17 protein-coding genes are annotated in these 18,811 nt (G+C 72.4%); 9 read left to right on the plus strand and 8 right to left on the minus strand.

All coding sequences use genetic code 11. The annotated features are described in order from the left end of the window. Positions 1-27 precede the first annotated feature (27 nt). Together IE267_RS17550 and IE267_RS17555 are read left to right on the plus strand one after the other, a co-directional pair. Positions 28-1,032 (plus strand): urea transporter, encoded by a 1,005-nt coding sequence (locus IE267_RS17550; RefSeq protein ID WP_229861286.1) that lies wholly within the window; start codon positions 28-30, stop codon positions 1,030-1,032. A gap of 95 nt (positions 1,033-1,127) precedes the next feature. Then, the gene (locus tag IE267_RS17555; RefSeq protein ID WP_189763862.1) at positions 1,128-3,200 is read left to right on the plus strand and encodes an MDR family MFS transporter; all 2,073 of its coding nucleotides are present in this window, start codon (positions 1,128-1,130) and stop codon (positions 3,198-3,200) included. A 124-nt stretch (positions 3,201-3,324) separates the two neighbouring features. On the opposite strand, the gene IE267_RS17560 is transcribed toward IE267_RS17555, so the two are convergent. Further along, on the minus strand, positions 3,325-3,744 hold the full coding sequence (locus IE267_RS17560) for a YchJ family protein (protein WP_167152346.1): 420 nt from the start codon (positions 3,742-3,744) through the stop codon (positions 3,325-3,327). Positions 3,745-4,086: 342 nt separating this feature from the next. Here IE267_RS17560 and IE267_RS17565 point away from each other — a divergent pair, with 342 nt between their 5' ends. The 3 genes from IE267_RS17565 (at position 4,087) to IE267_RS17575 (ending at position 7,388) form a co-directional block, all read left to right on the plus strand. Continuing rightward, the gene (locus tag IE267_RS17565) at positions 4,087-4,698 is read left to right on the plus strand and encodes a GPP34 family phosphoprotein (protein WP_189763863.1); all 612 of its coding nucleotides are present in this window, start codon (positions 4,087-4,089) and stop codon (positions 4,696-4,698) included. A gap of 148 nt (positions 4,699-4,846) precedes the next feature. After that, entirely contained in the window at positions 4,847-5,506 is a 660-nt protein-coding gene (locus IE267_RS17570) for a hypothetical protein (RefSeq protein WP_189763864.1), read from the plus strand. Positions 5,507-5,606: 100 nt separating this feature from the next. After that, the gene (locus tag IE267_RS17575) at positions 5,607-7,388 is read left to right on the plus strand and encodes a hydroxysqualene dehydroxylase (RefSeq protein WP_229861287.1); all 1,782 of its coding nucleotides are present in this window, start codon (positions 5,607-5,609) and stop codon (positions 7,386-7,388) included. Positions 7,389-7,428: 40 nt separating this feature from the next. On the opposite strand, the gene IE267_RS17580 is transcribed toward IE267_RS17575, so the two are convergent. From IE267_RS17580 to IE267_RS17590, 3 genes are all read right to left on the minus strand, one after another. Next, the gene (locus tag IE267_RS17580) at positions 7,429-8,235 is read right to left on the minus strand and encodes an SAM-dependent methyltransferase (RefSeq protein WP_189763865.1); all 807 of its coding nucleotides are present in this window, start codon (positions 8,233-8,235) and stop codon (positions 7,429-7,431) included. Between the two features lie 156 nt (positions 8,236-8,391). Then, entirely contained in the window at positions 8,392-8,658 is a 267-nt protein-coding gene (locus tag IE267_RS17585) for a DUF397 domain-containing protein (RefSeq protein ID WP_161244153.1), read from the minus strand. Then, positions 8,659-9,519, minus strand: a complete 861-nt coding sequence (locus IE267_RS17590; RefSeq protein WP_161244154.1) for a Sco1979 family transcriptional regulator — start codon at positions 9,517-9,519, stop codon at positions 8,659-8,661. A 206-nt stretch (positions 9,520-9,725) separates the two neighbouring features. Between IE267_RS17590 and IE267_RS17595 the strand changes: the two genes are divergently transcribed. Together IE267_RS17595 and IE267_RS17600 are read left to right on the plus strand one after the other, a co-directional pair. Beyond that, entirely contained in the window at positions 9,726-10,199 is a 474-nt protein-coding gene (locus IE267_RS17595) for an ATP-binding protein (RefSeq protein WP_161244155.1), read from the plus strand. A gap of 83 nt (positions 10,200-10,282) precedes the next feature. Continuing rightward, complete coding sequence (locus tag IE267_RS17600; protein ID WP_373304561.1) at positions 10,283-10,675, plus strand: hypothetical protein; 393 nt, start codon at positions 10,283-10,285, stop codon at positions 10,673-10,675. Between the two features lie 76 nt (positions 10,676-10,751). Here IE267_RS17600 and IE267_RS17605 read toward each other — a convergent pair whose 3' ends face one another. The 3 genes from IE267_RS17605 to tdh all read right to left on the minus strand — a co-directional run bounded on the left by IE267_RS17605 (position 10,752) and on the right by tdh (position 14,084). Beyond that, complete coding sequence (locus tag IE267_RS17605) at positions 10,752-11,666, minus strand: LysR family transcriptional regulator (protein ID WP_189763866.1); 915 nt, start codon at positions 11,664-11,666, stop codon at positions 10,752-10,754. Positions 11,667-11,757: 91 nt separating this feature from the next. Next, entirely contained in the window at positions 11,758-12,939 is a 1,182-nt protein-coding gene (locus IE267_RS17610; protein WP_167152354.1) for a glycine C-acetyltransferase, read from the minus strand. 116 nt (positions 12,940-13,055) lie between these two features. Continuing rightward, positions 13,056-14,084 (minus strand): L-threonine 3-dehydrogenase, encoded by a 1,029-nt coding sequence (tdh, locus tag IE267_RS17615; protein WP_161256643.1) that lies wholly within the window; start codon positions 14,082-14,084, stop codon positions 13,056-13,058. A 621-nt stretch (positions 14,085-14,705) separates the two neighbouring features. Between tdh and IE267_RS17620 the strand changes: the two genes are divergently transcribed. After that, positions 14,706-15,053 carry a hypothetical protein gene (locus IE267_RS17620; RefSeq protein WP_308428818.1) on the plus strand — a complete coding sequence of 116 codons (348 nt, stop codon included), beginning with the start codon at positions 14,706-14,708 and terminating at the stop codon, positions 15,051-15,053. Positions 15,054-15,285: 232 nt separating this feature from the next. Then, positions 15,286-16,530, plus strand: a complete 1,245-nt coding sequence (locus IE267_RS17625; RefSeq protein WP_189763867.1) for a CDP-glycerol glycerophosphotransferase family protein — start codon at positions 15,286-15,288, stop codon at positions 16,528-16,530. Positions 16,531-16,661: 131 nt separating this feature from the next. On the opposite strand, the gene IE267_RS17630 is transcribed toward IE267_RS17625, so the two are convergent. Continuing rightward, positions 16,662-18,806 carry a tetratricopeptide repeat protein gene (locus IE267_RS17630; RefSeq protein ID WP_189763868.1) on the minus strand — a complete coding sequence of 715 codons (2,145 nt, stop codon included), beginning with the start codon at positions 18,804-18,806 and terminating at the stop codon, positions 16,662-16,664. Positions 18,807-18,811 lie beyond the last annotated feature (5 nt).

Consider the following 18,811-nt stretch of genomic DNA (forward strand, 5'->3'; position numbering starts at 1 on the left):
TTTCACGCGTCTTAGGGGGAGGATCACGTGCGGATACCGCGTACCGGACGAGGCGGCCTGTTCGCGGTGCACGTGTTGCGCGGCCAGGCGCAGGTGCAGTTCATGCCGAGCGCGGTCACCGGGGTGATCTTCACGGTCGCGCTGTTCGCCGCGGGCTGGCAGTACGGCCTCTACGGGCTGATCGGCACCGCCCTGGGAACCGCCACCGCACAGCTGCTCGGCGTGGACCGGAGCAGGGTGTCGGCGGGGCTCGAAGGGTTCAACGCCTGTCTGGTCGCGGTCGCCTTCGCCGTGTTCCTCGGCCCCGGCCATCCCTCCACGATGGTCCTCGCGGCGGGCGGCTGCGCGGTGGTCACCGTCGTCACGGCCGCGGCCACCACACTCCTTCGCGGCTGGGGGCTGCCCACCCTGACCCTGCCGTTCTGTCTCACGGCGAGCGCGATGACGATCGCCGCGCCCGGCTTCGAGCGGGTGTGGCACGGCGGGCCCGCCGCGGCCGGACCGATCCGGGCGGCCGAGGGTTCCGTCGCCCTCGCCGTCGACGACATCGGGCGCGCGTTCTTCGCGAACATCGCGCAGATCTTCCTGATGCCGCAGTGGTACGTGGGCCTGATCCTCCTGGTCGGGATCTTCGCCGCGAGCCGCACGGCCGGGGCCATGGCCTGTGTCGGCAGCGCCGTCGCGGTGGTGACGGCCTGGGCGCTCGGTGCTCCGACCGCCCGGATCGTGGACGGCACCATGGGCTACAACGCCGTGCTCGTCGCGATGGCGCTGTGCGGGGTGCTGCTCGCCGCCGACCGGTGGAGCCTCGGCTTCGCGATGGTGGGGGCGGCCGCGGCCACCGTGCTCGGGCCCGCCCTGAACGCGCTCCTCGAACCGGCCGGCGGGCACTCCTTCACCTGGCCGTTCGTTCTCACCACCCTGGTGTTCCTCGCCTCCGTGCCGGCGCTCCCCCGCCTCCGCCGCGCGGCTCCCCCCACCGTCCTGCCGCTCACCGAGCCGGTCGCCTCCGGCGTCGTGCTGGGCGCCTGAGCCGCCCCGCCGGGGGGCCTTCCCGGGTCTCCGGTACGTCACTCACCCGGCCGACACGGCATGCGCGCCACCTGGGCCGGTGTGAGGGTGCCAGTGTGACCACCGCCAGCGATACAGCACCCGTGTCCACACCGCCCGTGCTCGATGTCCGGCAGCGGAACATCGTGTTCGGCACGATCATGCTCGGCATGCTGCTGGCGGCCCTCGACCAGACGATCGTGGGCACCGCGCTCCCCACGATCGTCTCGGACCTGGGCGGCGCCGCCCACATGTCCTGGGTGGTCACCTCCTATCTGCTCGCGGAGACCGTCGCGACCGCGCTGGTCGGCAAGTTCGGCGACCTGTTCGGCCGCAAGGTCGTCTTCCAGGTCTCGGCGATCATCTTCATCACCGGCTCGTTCCTGTGCGGCCTCTCCACCAACATGACGCTGCTCATCGCCTGGCGGGCGCTCCAGGGCATCGGCGCCGGCGGTCTGATGGTCACGGCGATGGCGCTGATCGCCGATGTGATCCCGCTGCGCGAACGGGGCAAGTACCAGGGCGCGATCGGCGCGGTGTTCGGTGTCTCGACCGTCATCGGGCCGCTGCTCGGCGGTCTGTTCACCGACCATCTGAGCTGGCGCTGGGCGTTCTACGTGAACGTGCCCATCGCCATCCTCGTCGTGATCGCGGCCGCCCGGAACATCCCCTCGGTCCGCTCGGTCGCCAAGCCCGTGATCGACTACCTCGGCATCGGCCTGGTCGCGGCCGGGGCCAGCGCCCTGATCCTGGCGACGAGTTGGGGCGGAAACGAGTACGCGTGGGGCTCGGGGACCATCATCGGCCTGTTCGCGGGCGGCCTGATCGCGCTCGCCCTGTTCTGCTGGGTGGAGACCCGGGCCGCCGAACCGATGCTGCCGATGCGGCTGTTCCGCAACCCCGTCTTCACGGTGTGCTCGGTCCTCAGTTTCATCGTGGGCTTCGCGATGCTCGGCGCGATGACGTTCCTGCCCACCTATCTCCAGTACGTCGACGGCGACTCGGCGACCATCTCCGGTGTGCGCACCCTGCCGATGGTCATCGGGCTGCTCATCGCGTCCGTCTTCAGCGGCAACGTGGTGAGCAAGACCGGCCAGTACCGGATCTTCCCCATCGTCGGCGCCCTCGTCATGGGCGTCGGCCTCTATCTGCTGTCGCTGATGGGGCCGGACGTCAGCGCATGGCTGGAATCGCTCTACATGTTCGTGCTCGGGCTCGGCATCGGTCTGTGCATGCAGGTGCTCACCATCGCCGTGCAGAACACCGTCGACTACGCGGACCTGGGCACGGCCACCTCCGGTGTCACCTTCTTCCGTACGCTCGGCAGCTCGTTCGGCACCGCCGTCTTCGGCACCATCTACGCCAACACCCTCAAGACCAACCTGCAGGACGGGGTGGCCGCCGCGGCGAAGGCCACCGGCACCGACCCCGCGCGGCTCGCGCAGGCCGCGCAGTCGCCGGAGGGCCTGCACCGGCTGCCTCCGGCGACGGCGGCGCCCCTCGTGCAGGCGTATTCCGACAGCCTCCACACCGTCTTCCTGTGGACCGTGCCGGTGGCGGCCGTGGGCTTCGTCGTCGCACTGTTCCTCAAGCAGGTCAAGCTGCGCGACAGCGCGCGGTCCGCCTCCACCGACATGGGCGAGGGCTTCGCGCAGCCGAGCACCGGCGACTCCCAGAAGGTGCTCGAACTCGCCGTCGGCAAGATCGTGCGGAGTACGGACATGAACACCGCGCGCCGGATCGTGGCGGCCTCCGACACCCGGCTCGACGTGGCCGGCGCCTGGGCGGTCATGCAGGTCGAGCAGCACACGCGCATGGTCGGGTACGCGAGCCTCGGCCTGATCGCGTCCCGGCGCCATGTGCCGCCGGAGGTGCTCGTGCCGGTCTTCCAGCGGATGGTCGAGGAGGGCTTCCTCAGCCGCGAGGGCAGCTACTTCTCGCACACCCCGGCCGGGGAGCACGAGGTCCGGACCATCACCCACTCCTGGTCGGCGTGGCTCAACGAGCAGTTGGAGCAGGACCGCGGACGCCCCCGCAGCGCGGAACTGCGCGCCGCCGCGGACAGCATCGCCAAGCGCCTGATGGCCGAGGACCTGACGAACGGCCTGCCGCCGGCCCGCGCCGGGGAGGGCGCCACGGTTCGGCCCTGAGCGTGCGGGTCACGACCGGCGCCGAGGGGCTCGCGGCAGTGTGCGGTCACACCTGGCACCGAAGGCCTCATCACGCCCAACTGGCCTCCACCAAGGCCGCGTTGGGGCTTCCCTGCGTCGCCCGTCAGTCGGTGAACACCGCGTCGAGGTAGACCCAGGCGCCCTCGACGCGCGAGAACCGGCTCTGCTCGTGCAGCGACCCGGCCTCGCCGCCGTGGGTGTAGTGCGCGCGGAAGGTGACCGTGCCGGTGGTGTGGAAGGCGCTGCCGTCGGTGGTGTCCAGGATCTCCAGGCGCGTCCACCGCATGCCGGGGTCGAGGTCGAGCCCCGCGGGCCGGGTGTCGGGGTGCCAGGTGCGCAGCAGGTACGGCCCGTCCTGGACCGCGAAGGCGCTGAACCGCGAGCGCATCAGCGCCTCGGCGGTCGGGGCCGCGGCAGTGCCGGAGTGATAGCGGCCGCAGCACTCGGCATAGGCGGCGGGCAGCCCGCAGGGGCAGGCCTTCGGGGCGGCGGGACGTACGGGGCGCTGGGTGCGACGGGACATGCCCTCATCTGATCACAGGCCCCGCTCGCGGCGCGGCCCCGGCCGGGTCGCCCGGCACTTCCGGCGCGCCATGACCGCCTTCGGCGGTGGTGCGTCCCCGGCCGTCACCGGAGCGCCCCCTGCCACGGGCCCCGCGATCTCCTTAGGATGCCCGCATGCCGTGCGCCGCGATCTCCTCAAGATGCGCGCATGCCGTGCGCCCCGCGCGTACCGCCGACGCCTTCGCCACCTCGACCGACACCCCGACGCCTTGGACACCTCGACACCCCGACCGACACCCCGACGCCTTGGACACCTCGACACCCCGACCGACACCCCGACGCCTTCGACAGGGAATCCGACATGACCACAGCACGGGACCTGCTGATCGTCAGCATGGACGTCATGCCCGCCGGCCACCCCGTCGAGCAGGGCGACCTCTCGCTGGCCCTCGCCGGAGCCGAACTCCTCGATCTCGCCGACCTCTTCGCGCTCACCCTGGAGGGCGACCGCATCGTCCCCGGCCCAGCGCCGAGCGGTCTCGCCGACCGGCAGTTGACCGAAGCGGCCGCGGCCCTCGTCCGGCAGAGCCCGTACGAGTCCGTGGAGGACTGGCTGTGGCGCCGGGGCCGTGGCCTGTACGCGGCCTATCTCACCGCCCTGGAGACGGACGGCGGCGTGACCCGGGAGCACCACCGCTGGCTGCCGCTGCGCACCGGGCGCGCGGCGGCGGCCGATTCACCGGACCGGCGTGCGGCGATGGAGCGCTGGGCCTCGGGCGAGCCGGTCCTCGCGGGCCTCGGGGTCGCCGCCCGGCTGCGCGACGAGGCCCCCGAGGCCCTCGCGGCCCGCGCGGGCGACACGGCGGTGACCGTGGTGACGGCCGTCGACGACGCGGTGACCGAACTGGCCGCCGTACGCCAGCGGCGCAGCATCGAGGACGCGGCCTTCGACAACATCTGGCGCGGCCAGTGACACGGGCGGCGCGCGTACGTGCCGCAGGTGCGGCATCCGATGTCGGCCATACGTGGAGTTACCGCGGTTAACTCCGTGCCACGACCCCTACGGTGATCCAGATGCGCCTCGGCGCACCAGATCGAGCCACTGGCAAGGGAGTTGAGGCATGAGACAGAGGTTGCGCGTCCTGGTCACGGTCGGGGCCCTGACCCTGGGAACGGCGGGCGCCGGCACCGCGCGGGCCGCCGAGGCGGGGCACGGCTGCCCGCCCGCGGAGATCTTCGCGACGAACAACACGGCGATCATCACCGATCCGGCCGACCCGCGCCTCAGGACCCGGCTCGAACGCTTCGACCGCGAGGTGCGCGGGATCATCCACGCCAACGGGGCGCGGGCCGGCGCCTCCGAGCTGCTCAACGGGGTTTTCTGGTCGGGCGAGTTGAAGCAGACCACCTACGAGCGCTCGCGCGAGTTCGACGTCACCCGGGTGAACCGGGACGGGTTGCACCACATCGCCGGGGTGATCGCCAAGCAGTACCACCAGGAGTCGGTGCTGACCTTCCGCTGCCTGCCGCGGACGGCGCCCGGGGCCGACGCCGTGGAGATCCAGGCGCCGGGCGTCTCGGCGAGCCGGCTGCACGACGCGCTGGTCGACGACCCCGAGGCGCGGGACGAGCTGGGCGGCGGCTCGGTAACCCTCGACGGGCGGCTCGTTCTCATCGCCCCGCTCGCCGATCTGCCGCTGGCGAGGAAGTTCACCGCGTCCCTCGGCGTGGACTGGAACAAGGCCCAAGTCCGTTACGGGGACGAGGAATTCGTCTCGTAATCGCCGTGCGTCGCACACCCGATCAGTCTTCCGGGATGGACGGGGCGACCGTATGCTCCTGCGCCGGACGTGACCGTTACCACCGGTAATAGGGAGCACTGTGACGCGCACGGGCAGCACGAGACGGACTTTTGTCGCGGGTACGGCGGCGGCGGGCGCGGCCGCCGCCCTGGGAATGGAGGCGCCCGTCGCCTCCGCCGCCGCACACACGGCACCGGGCACGGCGAGCGGGCAGAGCGTGGCCGTGCTCGGCGGCGGGGTCGCGGGACTGACGGCGGCTCACGAGCTGGCCGAGCGCGGCTTCCGCGTCACCCTCTTCGAGCGCCGGGCACTCGGCGGCAAGGCCCGCTCCATGGACGTCCCCGACAGCGCGAAGGGCGGCCGCAAGCCGCTCCCCGCCGAGCACGGCTTCCGCTTCATCCCCGGCATCTACCACAACCTGCCGGACACGATGCGGCGGATTCCGTTCCCGGGCAACGCCCATGGCGTCTGGGACAACCTGGTGGCACCCAAGGAGATGATGTTCGCCCGGACCGGCCAGGAGGACCTGCGCCTGCCGATGCCGGGTGCGGGCACCCCCCAGCCGCTCACCCTCGACGACATCCGCCGCGCCCTGACCGGCGTCCTCGGCACCTTCCAGCGACTGCCGGCCCGCGAGGTCGCCTACTTCGTGGACCGGCTCGCGGTCTTCCTCACCAGCTGCCAGGAGCGCCGGGACAACCAGTGGGAGAGCGTCCCGTGGTGGACGTTCACCCGGGCCGCGCAGATGAGTTACGACTACCAGCGCATCCTCGCCGTGGGCGTGACCCGCAACATCGTGGCGACCAAGGCCGAGGAGGCCAGCACCCGCACGGTGGGCAGCCTCCTCGAAGCCTTCGCGTTCAACGCGCTCGGCCGGGGCGCGGACGGCCCCCTCGACCGCATCCTCAACGCCCCGACCAATGAGGCGTGGATCGATCCCTGGGTCGCACAACTCCGCTCACTGGGGGTCGAGTTCAACGTCGGCTGGACGGTACGGGAAGTGACCTACGCGGGCGGCAGGGTGACGGGCATTCAGATCACCGACGCGAGCGGCGTCGTGCGGACGGTGACCGCCGACCACTACGTCTCGGCGCTCCCCGTCGAGCACGCGCGGCCCACCTGGAGTGCCGCGATGCGCGCCGCAGACCCCCAGCTGGCGCGCTGCGACCTGCTGCGCACCGACTGGATGACGGGCATTCAGTTCTATCTGACCGAACGGCCGGACATCGTGCACGGGCACGTCGACTGCATCGACTCGCAGTGGTCGCTGACCGCCATCGCCCAGGCCGAGCACTGGCCCCGGCACCCCTTCGCAGACGACTACGGGGACGGGTCGGTGGCCGACTGCCTCTCGGTGGACATATCCGAATGGGACAAGCCCGGCATCCTGTACGGGAAGACGGCCAAGCAGTGCACCCGCGACGAGGTCGCGCGCGAGGTGTGGGCGCAGCTGAAGGCCGCGCTCAACGACACCGGCAGGACGGTCCTCAGCGACTCCAGGCTGCACTCGTGGTTCCTGGACCCCGGTGTCTCCGGCATCGGTACACCCGATCCGCGCAACGAGGACGAGCTGCTCATCCACCCCACGGGCACCTTCCACAACCGCCCCTCGGCCGCCACGAAGATCCCCAACTTCTACCTCGCGGGCGACTACGTGGCCGTCCCCATCGACCTGGCCACCATGGAGGGCGCCAACACCTCGGGCCGCCTGGCCGCCAACGCCCTTCTGGACAGGGTCGGTTCGACCGCGCCGCGCTGCACGGTGACCCGGCTCTACAGCGCGCCGGAGCTGGACCTCCTGAAGAACACCGACCGGCTGCGTTACCGGATCGGCCTGCCCAACGTCTTCGACCTGGGGTGAGCGGGCGGGCGCGGTCCCGGCCGGGACCGCGCCCGGGGGCTCAGGCCTTGCGGGCCACGCCCGCGTACACGGGGATGGTGTGGTCGCCCTCGGCCGCGCTCTCGCCGAGCTCCGGGTGCCACTCGGCGGCCAGGCCGACGCCCGGTTCCGCCAGTTCGCGGCCGTGGAAGAACCGGGTGACCTCGGCCTTGGTGCGCGGGCGCAGGGTGACGCCGCCCTCCTTGTAGAGCTCGACGGCACGGGCCGCGCTCTCCGGGTCGAAGTCGCCGGTGATCTGCGACAGGACCAGATAGCTGCCCGGCGCCAGGACATCCAGAAGGCGGTCGACGATCCCGTACACATCGTCGCCGTCCCCGATGAAGTGGGTCAGGGCGATGAGGGAGAGCGCGATCGGGCGGTCGAAGTCCAGGGTGCCGTGGGCGAGTTCGAGGATGCGCTCGGGTTCGCGGACGTCGGCCTGGATGTACTCGGTGACGCCGTCGGGGGTGGAGCGCAGCAGGGCCTCCGCGTGCCGCAGCACGATCGGGTCGTTGTCCGCGTACACGATGCGCGCGTCGGAGGCCGTGCTCTGGGCGACCTGGTGGAGATTCGGCTCGGTGGGGATTCCGGTGCCGATGTCCAGGAACTGGCGCACGCCCTGCTCGGCGAGCCAGCGGGTGGCGCGGTGCATGAAGGCCCGGTTGACCCGCGCGATGTCCCGGCCGCGCGAGTCGAGCGCGAGCAGCTGCTCGGCGAGCGCCTCGTCGACCGGGTAGTTGTCCTTGCCGCCGAGGAACCAGTCGTACACCCGGGCCGGGTGGGGCTTGCTGGTGTCGATCGTCACGGCGCTGCGGTCTTGCCCGGTCATGTGCGCTCCATGGGGATGAAGGTCAGTGAACAGGTGGGGGAATCAAGGGAGTCGAGCGAAAGGCGGATGGATCGGGAGGGTCAGGGGTCCGGATGATCAGGAGCCGGGAGGATCAAAGGGCCGGGAACGCCGGAGGGACCGGGCGGGCCGGGCGGATCACGTCAGGAGGAAGTCGGCCTGGCCGGACTTGGCACCCTGGATGAACGCGGCGATCTCGCCGGGCGTGTAGATCAGCGCGGGGCCCTCGGGATCGGCCGACTGACGCACCGCGACCCGGCCGTCGGCCAGCTTCATCGCCTCGAAGCAGTTGCCGCCGTTGCCGCCGCTCCACGGCTTGTGCCAGCCCTCGGCGCCGAGCAGGGCCGCGGGCATGCCGTTGTAGATGTGCCCGCCGGCCGGCCCGCCGTCGTATATGTGATCCATTCACAGCTCCTTGCGGAGGTCCCTGAGGATCTCCTTCGTGCGTTGTGCAGTCGCGGCCTGAGCCGCCATGCGGTCCATGACCTCCAGGTGCGTGGCCACCTCGGGGCGCGCGTCCAGATAGACGGCGCCGGTCAGGTACTCGCTGTAGACCATGTCCGGCAGTTCGGGCACGGCGAAGCGGAAGAGCACGAAGGGCCCGTACGTTCCCGGATGGTGCCCGGAGGCGAACTCGGCGAGCTGCACGGTGACGTTCGCCAGCGTCGATGCCTCCAGGAGGCGGTCGATCTGGTCCCGCATCACCTGCGCCGAGCCGACCGGACGGCGCAGCACCGTCTCGTCCATGATCACCCACAGGCGCGGGGCGTCCTCGCGGGTCAGCAGCGACTGGCGGGCCATGCGCAGCGCCACGTGCCGGTCTATGTCCGCGTGGCTGGTCGCGCCGAGCGCGCCGCTGCGCATCACGTGGCGGGCGTACTCCTCGGTCTGCAGCAGGCCGGGCACGAAGTGCGGCTCGTACGACCTGATCAGCGAGGCCGCGCCCTCCAGGCTCACGTACATGCTGAACCAGTCGGGCAGGATGTCGTGGAAGCGCTGCCACCAGCCGGGCTTGTTGGCCTCCTCGGCCAGGGCGACGAAACCTTCCGCCTCGCTGTCGGCGATCCCGTACGCCTGCAGGAGCAGCACCACGTAGGGGATCTTGAGGGAGACCTCGGCCATTTCCATGCGGCGGATGGTGGCCGGAGCGACCCGCAGCACCTTGGCCGCTTCCTCGCGCCGGAGACCGGCCCGCTCGCGCAGGTCCTGCAGGCGTCTGCCCAGCACGACCTGGCCCACGGTCGGGGCGGACCGGGGTTCACTCACGACAGACCTCCCCACGCGCTGTTCCGAGCAGTGTGCCACGTCGTTGCAGATAGGAGAACGGCACTCTGCATTTTTCAGAGTGCCCCTTGCCAAGTGTCCGCCGCGGGTACAAGGTAGGTCGGTGAACCAGTTCACACGCGGTGAACGTGCGCGGTCTCGAAAGGGGCTGCGTCCCGAGCCGCCTCCCCACTGTGAGGATCCCGGTCGTGGCCCCTGGTAACGCGCTCGTCCCTCGGCTCACAGGCGCCTGCTCCGGGACCGCCGTGCGGCGGTACGCCTTCGACGTGCCGGCCCGTACCGAATCGGTTTCCCTCGCCCGGCTGCGCAGCAGGGACATGCTGACCGGCTGGGGGCACCACGACGAGCTCCACGAGACCGCCTCGCTGGTGATCTCCGAGCTCGTCACCAACGCCGTCGTGCACACCGCCGGCGACCACATACTGTGCGAACTCACCGATCTGCAGCGGGCGTTGCGGATAGCCGTCAGGGACCTGGGCTGTGGTTCGGCCGGGCCTCGCCTGTGCAACTCGGGCGACGACGAGGAGCGCGGGCGCGGGCTGCTCCTCGTGGACGCGGTGAGCAGCGCCTGGGGTTCGCACGACGCCCCGTACGGCCCCGGCCGCATCGTCTGGGCCGAGCTCGCGCACGACGGGCCGGGTCGGGCGGCCCGCCCGTGCTGAGAGAAAAGCTTCCTTGGGGACCCCGGTCCGAGCGACAGGGCTCGCGAACCGATGGGTCCGGAACCGCCGGGCCCCGAGGCCCCGTGCGCAGTGGGGGTGCGCACGGTGTGCCCGGGCCCGGCGGCTCCGCCGCTCGACCCGGCGGCGGAGTACTGCTGCCGCAGGTCAGGCCCGCCGCCCTGGGCCGTGACGCGGTGGGCGTGCCCGCCGTGCACGGTTTCCGGCTGCTGTCCCGGCTGCCGAGGTCCGGCTGCGTGTTCGCCTCCGCCGACTGGTGGTGGTGGATCGTGCCGGCCGGCTCCGACCACGAGCTGCCCTGGCCCCGGCCGGTGCGCTACGCACCCGGGGCCGTGGTCCCGGACGCCGACCGCCCCCGCCTGATCAACTTCCCGGAGGGCGCGACGCCCTACACCCCGCCCATCCCGCTGTACCTGGTGGTCTGCCAGCTGACCGGCACCGCTCCGGCCTGGGCCTGAGCCGAGCCCGAGCCCGTAGGGCCGCCGGTCCGTCCCGCAGTACCGCCCAGGGGCCGCTCCTCGGGCGGCGCCGGCGCTAGTCGGTGGGCAGGCCGCGCGCCGCCTCCGCCAGGGCGTCGAGGACCGGGTGGAACAAAGGGTGCCGCTCCGCTCCCCTGCGGACCGCCGCGAACACCCGCCGGGTCGCCGCCGGACCGTCCACGGGGCGGACCACGGTGCCCTTCTGCGCCATGCCGCGCAGCGCGGACCGCGGCACGAGCGCCACGCCCGCCCCCGCGCCCGCAAGGGCCACCACGGCCCGGAAGTCGTCCGACGAGTGCACCAACTCGGGCTGGAATCCGGCGAGTTCACACGCGAGCAGCATCACGTCGTGGCAGGGGTTGCCCGGGTAGGGCCCGATCCAGTCGTCGTCGGCGAGCGCCGAGAGCGGCACGTTCGGGACCTGCGCGAGGGGGTGCCCGGCGGGCAGCACGGCGTCGAAGGGCTCGGCGTACAGCGGGACGCGCGAGAGCCTGCTGTCGTCCTCGCGGGGCGCGCCCCGGTACTCGACGGCCAGCGCCAGATCGGCCTCTCCGTCCAGGACCAGGGGCAGCGCCTCGTCACCCTCGGCGTCGCGCACCCGGACCCGGATCGAGGGGTATGTGTCGCGCAGCCGCGTGATCGCGGGGGCGAGCACCTCCGCGATGCCGGTGGCGAAGGCGGCCACCGTGACCTCTCCGGCCGCGCCGCCCGCGTAGGCGGCCAGCTCCGCCTCGGCCCGCTCCAGCTGGGCCAGGACCGCGTTGGCGTGCTCCAGGAGGATCGCGCCCGCGGCCGTGAGCCGTACGCCCTTGCCGCTGCGGGTGAGCAGGGTGTGCCCGGTCTCCTGCTCCAGGGCGGCGAGCTGCTGGGAGACGGCGGAGGGGGTCAGATACAGCGCTGCTGCCGCGGCGGTCACCGTACGGTGGTCCGCCGCGGCACGCAGGATGCGGAGCCGGCGGGGGTCGATCACCCAGCCATTGTCGCCCGGACGCGGGGCCCGCACCGACGCCCGGGAATCCGGGCGGACCCGTGAGTGCCGGGCCCGCCCGGCCGCCCGCAGGTCAGGCCTGCATGGCCGAGCGTGCGTCGACGAAGGCGGCCACGGTCTTCTCGATGTCCTCGGTCGAGTGGGCCGCCGAGAGCTGGACGCGGATACGGGCCGCGCCCATCGGTACCACCGGGTAGGAGAAGCCGATCACGTACACGCCGCGCTCCAGGAGCAGCTCTGCCATGCGGGCCGCCTCGGCCGCGTCGCCGATCATGACGGGCGCGATGGGGTGCTCGCCGGGCAGGATCTCGAAGCCTTCCTCGGCCATCCGAGTACGGAAGAGCGTCGTGTTGGCGGCGAGCTTCTCGCGCAGGTCACCGGCCGACTCCAGGAGGTCGAGGACCTTGAGGGACGCGGCCGCGATGACGGGGGCGAGCGAGTTCGAGAACAGGTACGGGCGGGAGCGCTGCCGCAGCAGGGCGACGATCTCGGCGCGGGCCGCGACATAGCCGCCGGAGGCGCCGCCGAGGGCCTTGCCGAGCGTGCCGGTGATGATGTCGACGCGGTCGCCGACCCCGTGCAGGGCGGGGGTGCCGGCGCCGCCGGGGCCGGTGAAGCCGACCGCGTGCGAGTCGTCGACCATGACCATGGCGTCGTAACGGTCGGCGAGGTCGCAGATCTCCTGGAGCGGGGCGATGTAGCCGTCCATGGAGAACACGCCGTCGGTGACGATCAGACGGCGGCGCGCGCCCGAGGCCTCCTTGAGCTTGGCCTCCAGGTCCGCCATGTCGCGGTTGGCGTAGCGGAAGCGGGCGGCCTTGGAGAGCCGGATGCCGTCGATGATGGAGGCGTGGTTCAGGGCGTCGGAGATGACGGCGTCCTGCGCGTCGAGCAGCGTCTCGAAGACCCCGCCGTTGGCGTCGAAGCAGGAGGAGTACAGGATCGTGTCCTCTTGGCCGAGGAACGCCGACAGGCGGCCCTCCAGCTCCTTGTGCACGTCCTGGGTGCCGCAGATGAAGCGGACCGAGGCCATGCCGTAGCCCCAGCGGTCCAGGGCGTCCTTGGCGGCGGCGACCACCTCGGGGTGGTCGGCGAGGCCGAGATAGTTGTTGGCGCAGAAGTTGAGGACGTCGCCCGAGGGCACCGAGACGGAGGCGCTCTGCGGGGTGGAGATCACACGCTCGGGCTTGAAGAGACCGGCTTCCTTGATCTCGTCGAGGGTCTTCTGGATGTCGTCTCGGACGTTCGCGTACATGCGGGGTGCTCCTAAGGCGGCGGGAGGCGGGAGGGGCCGGCGTCCGGGCGGGCCCGCGGGAGGGACGGGCCTCTGGGACGGGAGGGCCTGCGGGAAGGGCTGGCCTGCGGGAAGGGCTAGACGGTCCAGTCGAGGATGATCTTGCCGCTGCGGGCGGTGGCGGCCTCGTCGAAGGCCGCGTCGAAGTCCTGGTAGCCGTACTTGCCGGTGATCACGGGGCTGAGGTCGAGCCCGCCTTCGAGCAGCACGGTCATGGCGTACCAGGTCTCGAACATCTCGCGCCCGTAGATGCCCTTGATGGTGATCATCGAGGTGACGATCTTCGCCCAGTCCACGGCGAACTCCTGCGCCGGCAGGCCCAGCATCGCGATGCGGCCGCCGTGCGTCATGTTCGCGACCATGTCGCGCATGGCCTCGGGACGGCCGGACATCTCCAGGCCGATGTCGAAGCCCTCCTTGAGGCCGAGCTGCTTCTGCGCGTGGGCGATGTCGTGCTCGGCGACGTTGAGCGCGAGCGTGGCCCCGGCCTTGCGGGCGATCTCCAGACGGGACTCACTGACATCGGTGATCACGACACTGCGGGCGCCGGCGTGCTTGGCGACGGCCGCGGCCATGATGCCGATCGGGCCCGCGCCGGTGATCAGCACGTCCTCGCCGACCAGCGGGAAGGACAGGGCGGTGTGCACGGCGTTGCCGAACGGGTCGAAGATCGCGGCGACGTCCAGGTCCACCTTGGTGCGGTGCACCCACACGTTGGAGGCGGGCAGCGCCACGTACTCGGCGAACGCGCCGTCGCGTCCCACACCGAGACCGACGGTGGAACGGCACAGGTGCCGGCGCCCGGCCAGGCAGTTGCGGCACTTTCCGCAGACCAGGTGCCCCTCGCCACTGACCAGGTCGCCGACCGCGATGTCCTGGACGTCCGCTCCGACGGCGGCGACCTCGCCGACGAACTCGTGGCCGAGGATCAGCGGCGTCCTGACGGCGCCCTGCGCCCAGCCGTCCCAGGAGCGGATGTGCAGGTCGGTGCCGCAGATCCCGGTACGAAGCACCTTGATCAGCACATCGCCGGGCCCGGTCTCCGGCTCGGGTACGTCCATGAGCCACAGTCCGGGTTCGGCGTGCTGCTTGACAAGTGCCTTCATGGGCGGTGCTCCCGGCGTACGGAGAGGGGCGGCCGGCCACGGATCGGGGCCGGGCGTACGAGGTGGTGGGTGGTGAAGCTGTTGCTGATCACCAATCTGCCGAGAGCGGGGCGCCGAGTCCATCGAGGATTTCTTAAGCGGGGCAACAGCCAAGCTTCACGCGCGCCCCTCGCGCCCCACGCGCCTGCCCCCTCGCACGGCCCCGCGACCGGGCACCGCCCGCCCTGAGCCCGCCGCCACCCACCCGGGGGTCGTCCGGGCCCGGCGCGCGCCCCGGGGGTGGGGAGGAGCAGCCGTATGGAGCAGTGGGGTGCCCGGGGTCTACGAGCGGAGCGGGCGGGTGGCGGGCGCGAGCGAGCGGGAGCGGGTCGGGTGCCGCGCGGGGTCGGCTGAGCGCGCGGGGGTCGGCGAGCTGCTCGGCTTCGCCCGGAGCAGCGGTACCCGGAGCAGCGCACCCGGGGAAAGGCCCTTGGCTATCGTGGCCGCACCACAACGAGGGGACGGCGCGGGCGTGAAGCAGGGGGCGGCACGGTGACGGGAGCGGGCGCGGGCGATCGGTACATACGGGTGCCGGTCGGCGACGAGGCTGCCCGCTGGGCGTCCCGCGGCCGGTGCAAGCGGGTGCTGTTCGTGGTGCACAACGTGACATCGGCTACCCGGCTGCTCGATGTGCTGCCACTGTTCCACGACGACTTCGGTATCCAACTGCTGGCCACCTGCACCGGCTCCTCGGCGTTCGAGGGCGGTGTGGCGGCCCTGCTCGCCGAGACCGGGGTGCCGGTGCTCCCGTGGGAACAGGCACTCGAAACGAAGGTGGACCTGGCGATTACGGCCAGTCTGGGTGGTCAACTGCACCGCATTTCAGGGCAGTTGGCCCTGCTTTCACACGGTGTTGGCTACAATAAGACGCTCGCCACGCCGGACGCCGGACGCCGGACGCCGGACGCCGGAGTCGCCTCTCACCTCTGATTCGCCCCCGGACGCGGGACCGGGTACAGACCCGGACCCGGATGCGGGCCCAAGAGCTGTCCCGCATCGCCACGGGCGGGCCGCCGAGAGCGCTCTCTCGCTCGGGCAGGCCGCCGAAAGCGCTCTCGCGGCCCCAGCCCCGGCCCCACCCCGGGTCCCACTCGCGGCCCCACCGGTATTCGGACTCTCCCCCGACTGGCTGCTCCACGACGGCATCCCGATCGCGGACGCAATGGTTCTCTCCCACCCCGAGCAACTGGACCGGTTGCGGACCGCTTGCCCCGAGGCGGTTGCCACCGCGGTCCTCGCGGGCGGCCCCTGCTTCGACCGGATGCTGGCCGCCCGCCCGTACCGAGAGCGCTTCCGGAAGGCGTTCGGGGTGCGCCGGGGCCAACGCCTGGTGGTGCTGAACTCGACCTGGAACCCCGAGTCCCTGTTCGGCGACGGCGGCGGGGCCGACGTGTTCCCGTCCCTGTTGCCCCGGCTGACCGCGGAGCTGCCGGCGGATGAGTACCGGGTCGCGGCCGTGCTGCACCCCAACATCTGGCAGGGCCACGGCCCCGGGCAGATCCGGGCCTGGCTGGACCGCGCCCTGCGTGCCGGACTCGTACTCGTCGACCCCCTGCACGACTGGCGCCAGGCACTTCTCGCGGCGGACGCGGTCATCGGCGATCACGGTTCGGTCAGCTACTACGCGGCGGCCCTCGGCATTCCCGTACTGCTCGGCACGACCCCGTCGGCCGGGCTCGATCCCCTATCCCCCGTGGCCCAATTCGTCGCCCAGGCGCCGCAGTTCGACCCGCACGCACCGCTCGCCGACCACCTGCACGGCCTGATCGCGAACCACCGCCCCCTGCCGGGCCCGGCCCGCCTCACCACCTCCGCTCCCGGCACGTCGGCCGCCCTGCTGCGCAGCCTCTTCTACCGCCTGCTCAACACCCCCGAGCCCCAGCGCCCCGCACTCCTGGAACCGCTGAGGCTCCCGCCGCACCAACACCCCTCCCCGACCGCCCCGTTGAAGGTCCTCACCCGGGTGACCACGAACCCGTACGCGATCCATCTGGCCCGGCACTCCGACCCCTGGTACGAGCCCTTGGGCGAGGGTGACGTCCACCTGGCCGTCCCCGAGGACACTCGCGATCCCGGCCAACTGGCCCTGGCCGACGTGCTGTTGCGCGAGGGGGCGGCGGACGATCCGCGCTTCGGCTCGCCCGAGCAGTGGACGGCCGAGGTGCTGGCCCGTCACCCCTACAGTTCACTCGCCGCCTACGTCACCGGTCCCCGGACGTGCACCGTACGAACCCGTACCGGTCGGCTCCTCCGCCTCGCCGGCGAGCCGGACGGCCTTGCCCCGGGGGCCTCGGCCTCGGCTCTGCACGCGTGGCTGGCGGCAGGACGGACCATCGACCGGGCGACGAAGGAGGGGCTGACCGTCCGCACCGGCAGCACCACGCACCATGTCACGGTCATGCCCTGACACGCCCTGACACGCCGCTTGGATCGACGATCACAGCTACGGACCGCAGTTGGACGGTCGGAGCTGGACGGTCGCAGCCGGGCGCTCGGACCTGAGCGGTCCGATCCAACGGCGCCCGGAGACGGGGGCGTTCAGGATTCCGGGCGGTCGTCCACGCAGCGCTCGCGGAGCGCTCTCAGGTGCACCAGGGGGTAGTGGGCCTGTTCGCCGGCCAGTGCCGCGATGGCTTCGTCGACAAGCGGAAGCGCGTCCACCGGTCGGCCGCTCGCCTCGAACGTCTCGGCGAGATCGGTGAGCGTACGGGCCGTGTTGTAGGCCTCACCGGTCTCCCGGAAAAAGGCGAGAGCGCTCTCGAGCCGGGCCTCGGCCTGAGCCCAGCGGCCGAGACCCCGCAGGGCCCGACCGCGATGGCGCTCCAGGAGGGCGCGGGCACGCGGCAGGTCGCGGCTCTCCTCGCCGTCGGCGGCCACGCCGTCGAGAGCGCGATCCGCCGCCTCGAAGCAGTCGTACGCCTCCTGGAAGCGCCATTCGCGCAGCCGCAGCAGCCCGAGGGACTCGATGGCGGTGGCACGCCCCCGGGAGTGGCCCGCCGCTTGTTCGGCGCGGGCGGCCGCGGTGAAAGCGCTCTCGGCCTCGGGCCATTGCCCGAGCTCCGTCAGGTCGAGGCCGAGCAGGGTGTGCATACGGGCTGCCTCGCGCGAATCGGGGTCGCGGGCCTCGGTGGCCCGGACGCCCGCTCGCAGAGCGGGGAGCAGTTCGTCGTGGCAGCCCATCTTCAGCTGCACCGGCCACAGCGCCTGGTTCAGCCGGAAGACCGCGTCCGTATCGCCCAACTCCTCGGCGGCGCGCACCGCTTGGAGGAGGTTGCCCAGTTCCTCGCGCAGTGCGGTCAGCGCCTCGCCCGCGTCCGCGTAGCGCACACCGTCCGGCCCTGGACCATCCGTATCGCCCAGGCGCCAGCCCTGCCTGAGGGCCGCCCGGCTCGCCGGTTCCGCGAAGGCGACGCACCAGCGCACCGCGCCGCGTACGGCCTGCTCGGCCGCGGCCAGGCCGTCCTCGCGCAGGGCCTCCGTGGCGGCGTACTCGCGGATCAGCGGTCTGATCCAGTACGTGCCGTCGTGGCCGTTCGCGCTGTCGTGAGCGCTCTCGATCAGGTGGCTGCCGGCCAGTTCGGCCAGGATGCGTTCGGCTGCGGCCTCGTCGAGGCCGAGGATCGCGGCGGCCAGCGGTACGCCGATGGCCGGCCAGTCGCGCTGGGCCAGCAGCCGCACGGCGCGGGCCGCACCCGGGGCGAGGGCGCGCATCCCGTCGGCCACCGCGGTGCGGGCCGCGTCGGCGCCCGGGTGGCCCTCCTGCCGCCAGTGCTGCGCGGTGAGGCGGGCCGCGGCGGCACGCAGGGCGAAGGGCGAGCCCGCACAGCGCGCGAGTACGGCGGGCAGGGCGGCCCGGTCGAGCGGAACGTTCCCGGCCCCGGCGACCTCGGTGAGCAGCCGCCGGGCGTCCTTGTCGGCGAGCGGCCCCACCGGAATCCCCACCGCGTCGAGGCCGGGCAGCGGATGGCGGGCCGCCACGACGACGAACACACCGGGGGCGGAGGTGAGTACGGGGAGGATCTGCGCGGCGGACCGGGCATGGTCGAGGACGATCAGCATCCGGCGGTCCGCCGTGCAGGCGCGCAGCAGGGCCTGGCGGTCGTCGCGGCCGGGCGGGACCTCCGCGGCCGGGATGCCCAACTGCTGGAGCAGCAGCCGCAGTACGGTCGACGGGTCGGTGCCCGAGGCGGTGCCGGTGCCGCGCAGGTCTGCGTAGAGCTGCCCGTCCGGGAAGCGGCGCGCCTCCGCGCAGCCCCAGTGGACGGCGAGGGCGCTGGTGCCGATGCCCTGGGGGCCGTGCAGCACGGCGATGCGGGGCCGGCCGTCCGCCTTGCGGGAGGCCTCGCGGGTCAGCGCCCTGCGCTCCCCGTCGCGGTCGGTGAAGAAGCGAGTGGAGGCGCCCAGCACGGGCACCCGGCCGCCCCGGCCGGGGCGTGGGGCGCTGCGGGCGAACGCCGTCCAGGCGCGGGCGAGGTCGGGGTCGTGGCGTACCGCGTCGTGCACCTGCTGGGCGATGCCGTCCAGTTCGGGGCGGCCCCCTGGGGCGCGGACCTCGCGGCCGACGATGCGGCGGACCAGACCGCCGGCGTTCTCCCAGGCCGCTTTGCCCGCCTCGTTGGCCAGGCCCGAGCCGACCGCGCCGAGTACGGCGGCGATGGCCGCCGTCGATGTGGGATCCAGCATTGTCC

It is taken from the genome of Streptomyces xanthochromogenes (assembly GCF_014650455.1).
In the GTDB taxonomy this organism is placed as follows: Bacteria; Actinomycetota; Actinomycetes; order Streptomycetales; family Streptomycetaceae; genus Streptomyces; species Streptomyces xanthochromogenes.

What these genes read in the sequence shown, in the direction of transcription:
- IE267_RS17610 (WP_167152354.1), bottom strand. Translation starts at nt 12,939, where the DNA reads ATGTACGCGAACGTCCGAGACGACATCCAGAAGACCCTCGACGAGATC.
- IE267_RS17580 (WP_189763865.1), bottom strand. Translation starts at nt 8,235, where the DNA reads ATGACCGGGCAAGACCGCAGCGCCGTGACGATCGACACCAGCAAGCCC.
- IE267_RS17570 (WP_189763864.1), top strand. Translation starts at nt 4,847, where the DNA reads ATGAGACAGAGGTTGCGCGTCCTGGTCACGGTCGGGGCCCTGACCCTG.
- IE267_RS17585 (WP_161244153.1), bottom strand. Translation starts at nt 8,658, where the DNA reads ATGGATCACATATACGACGGCGGGCCGGCCGGCGGGCACATCTACAAC.
- tdh (WP_161256643.1), bottom strand. Translation starts at nt 14,084, where the DNA reads ATGAAGGCACTTGTCAAGCAGCACGCCGAACCCGGACTGTGGCTCATG.
- IE267_RS17565 (WP_189763863.1), top strand. Translation starts at nt 4,087, where the DNA reads ATGACCACAGCACGGGACCTGCTGATCGTCAGCATGGACGTCATGCCC.
- IE267_RS17630 (WP_189763868.1), bottom strand. Translation starts at nt 18,806, where the DNA reads ATGCTGGATCCCACATCGACGGCGGCCATCGCCGCCGTACTCGGCGCG.
- IE267_RS17625 (WP_189763867.1), top strand. Translation starts at nt 15,286, where the DNA reads ATGGTTCTCTCCCACCCCGAGCAACTGGACCGGTTGCGGACCGCTTGC.
- IE267_RS17560 (WP_167152346.1), bottom strand. Translation starts at nt 3,744, where the DNA reads ATGTCCCGTCGCACCCAGCGCCCCGTACGTCCCGCCGCCCCGAAGGCC.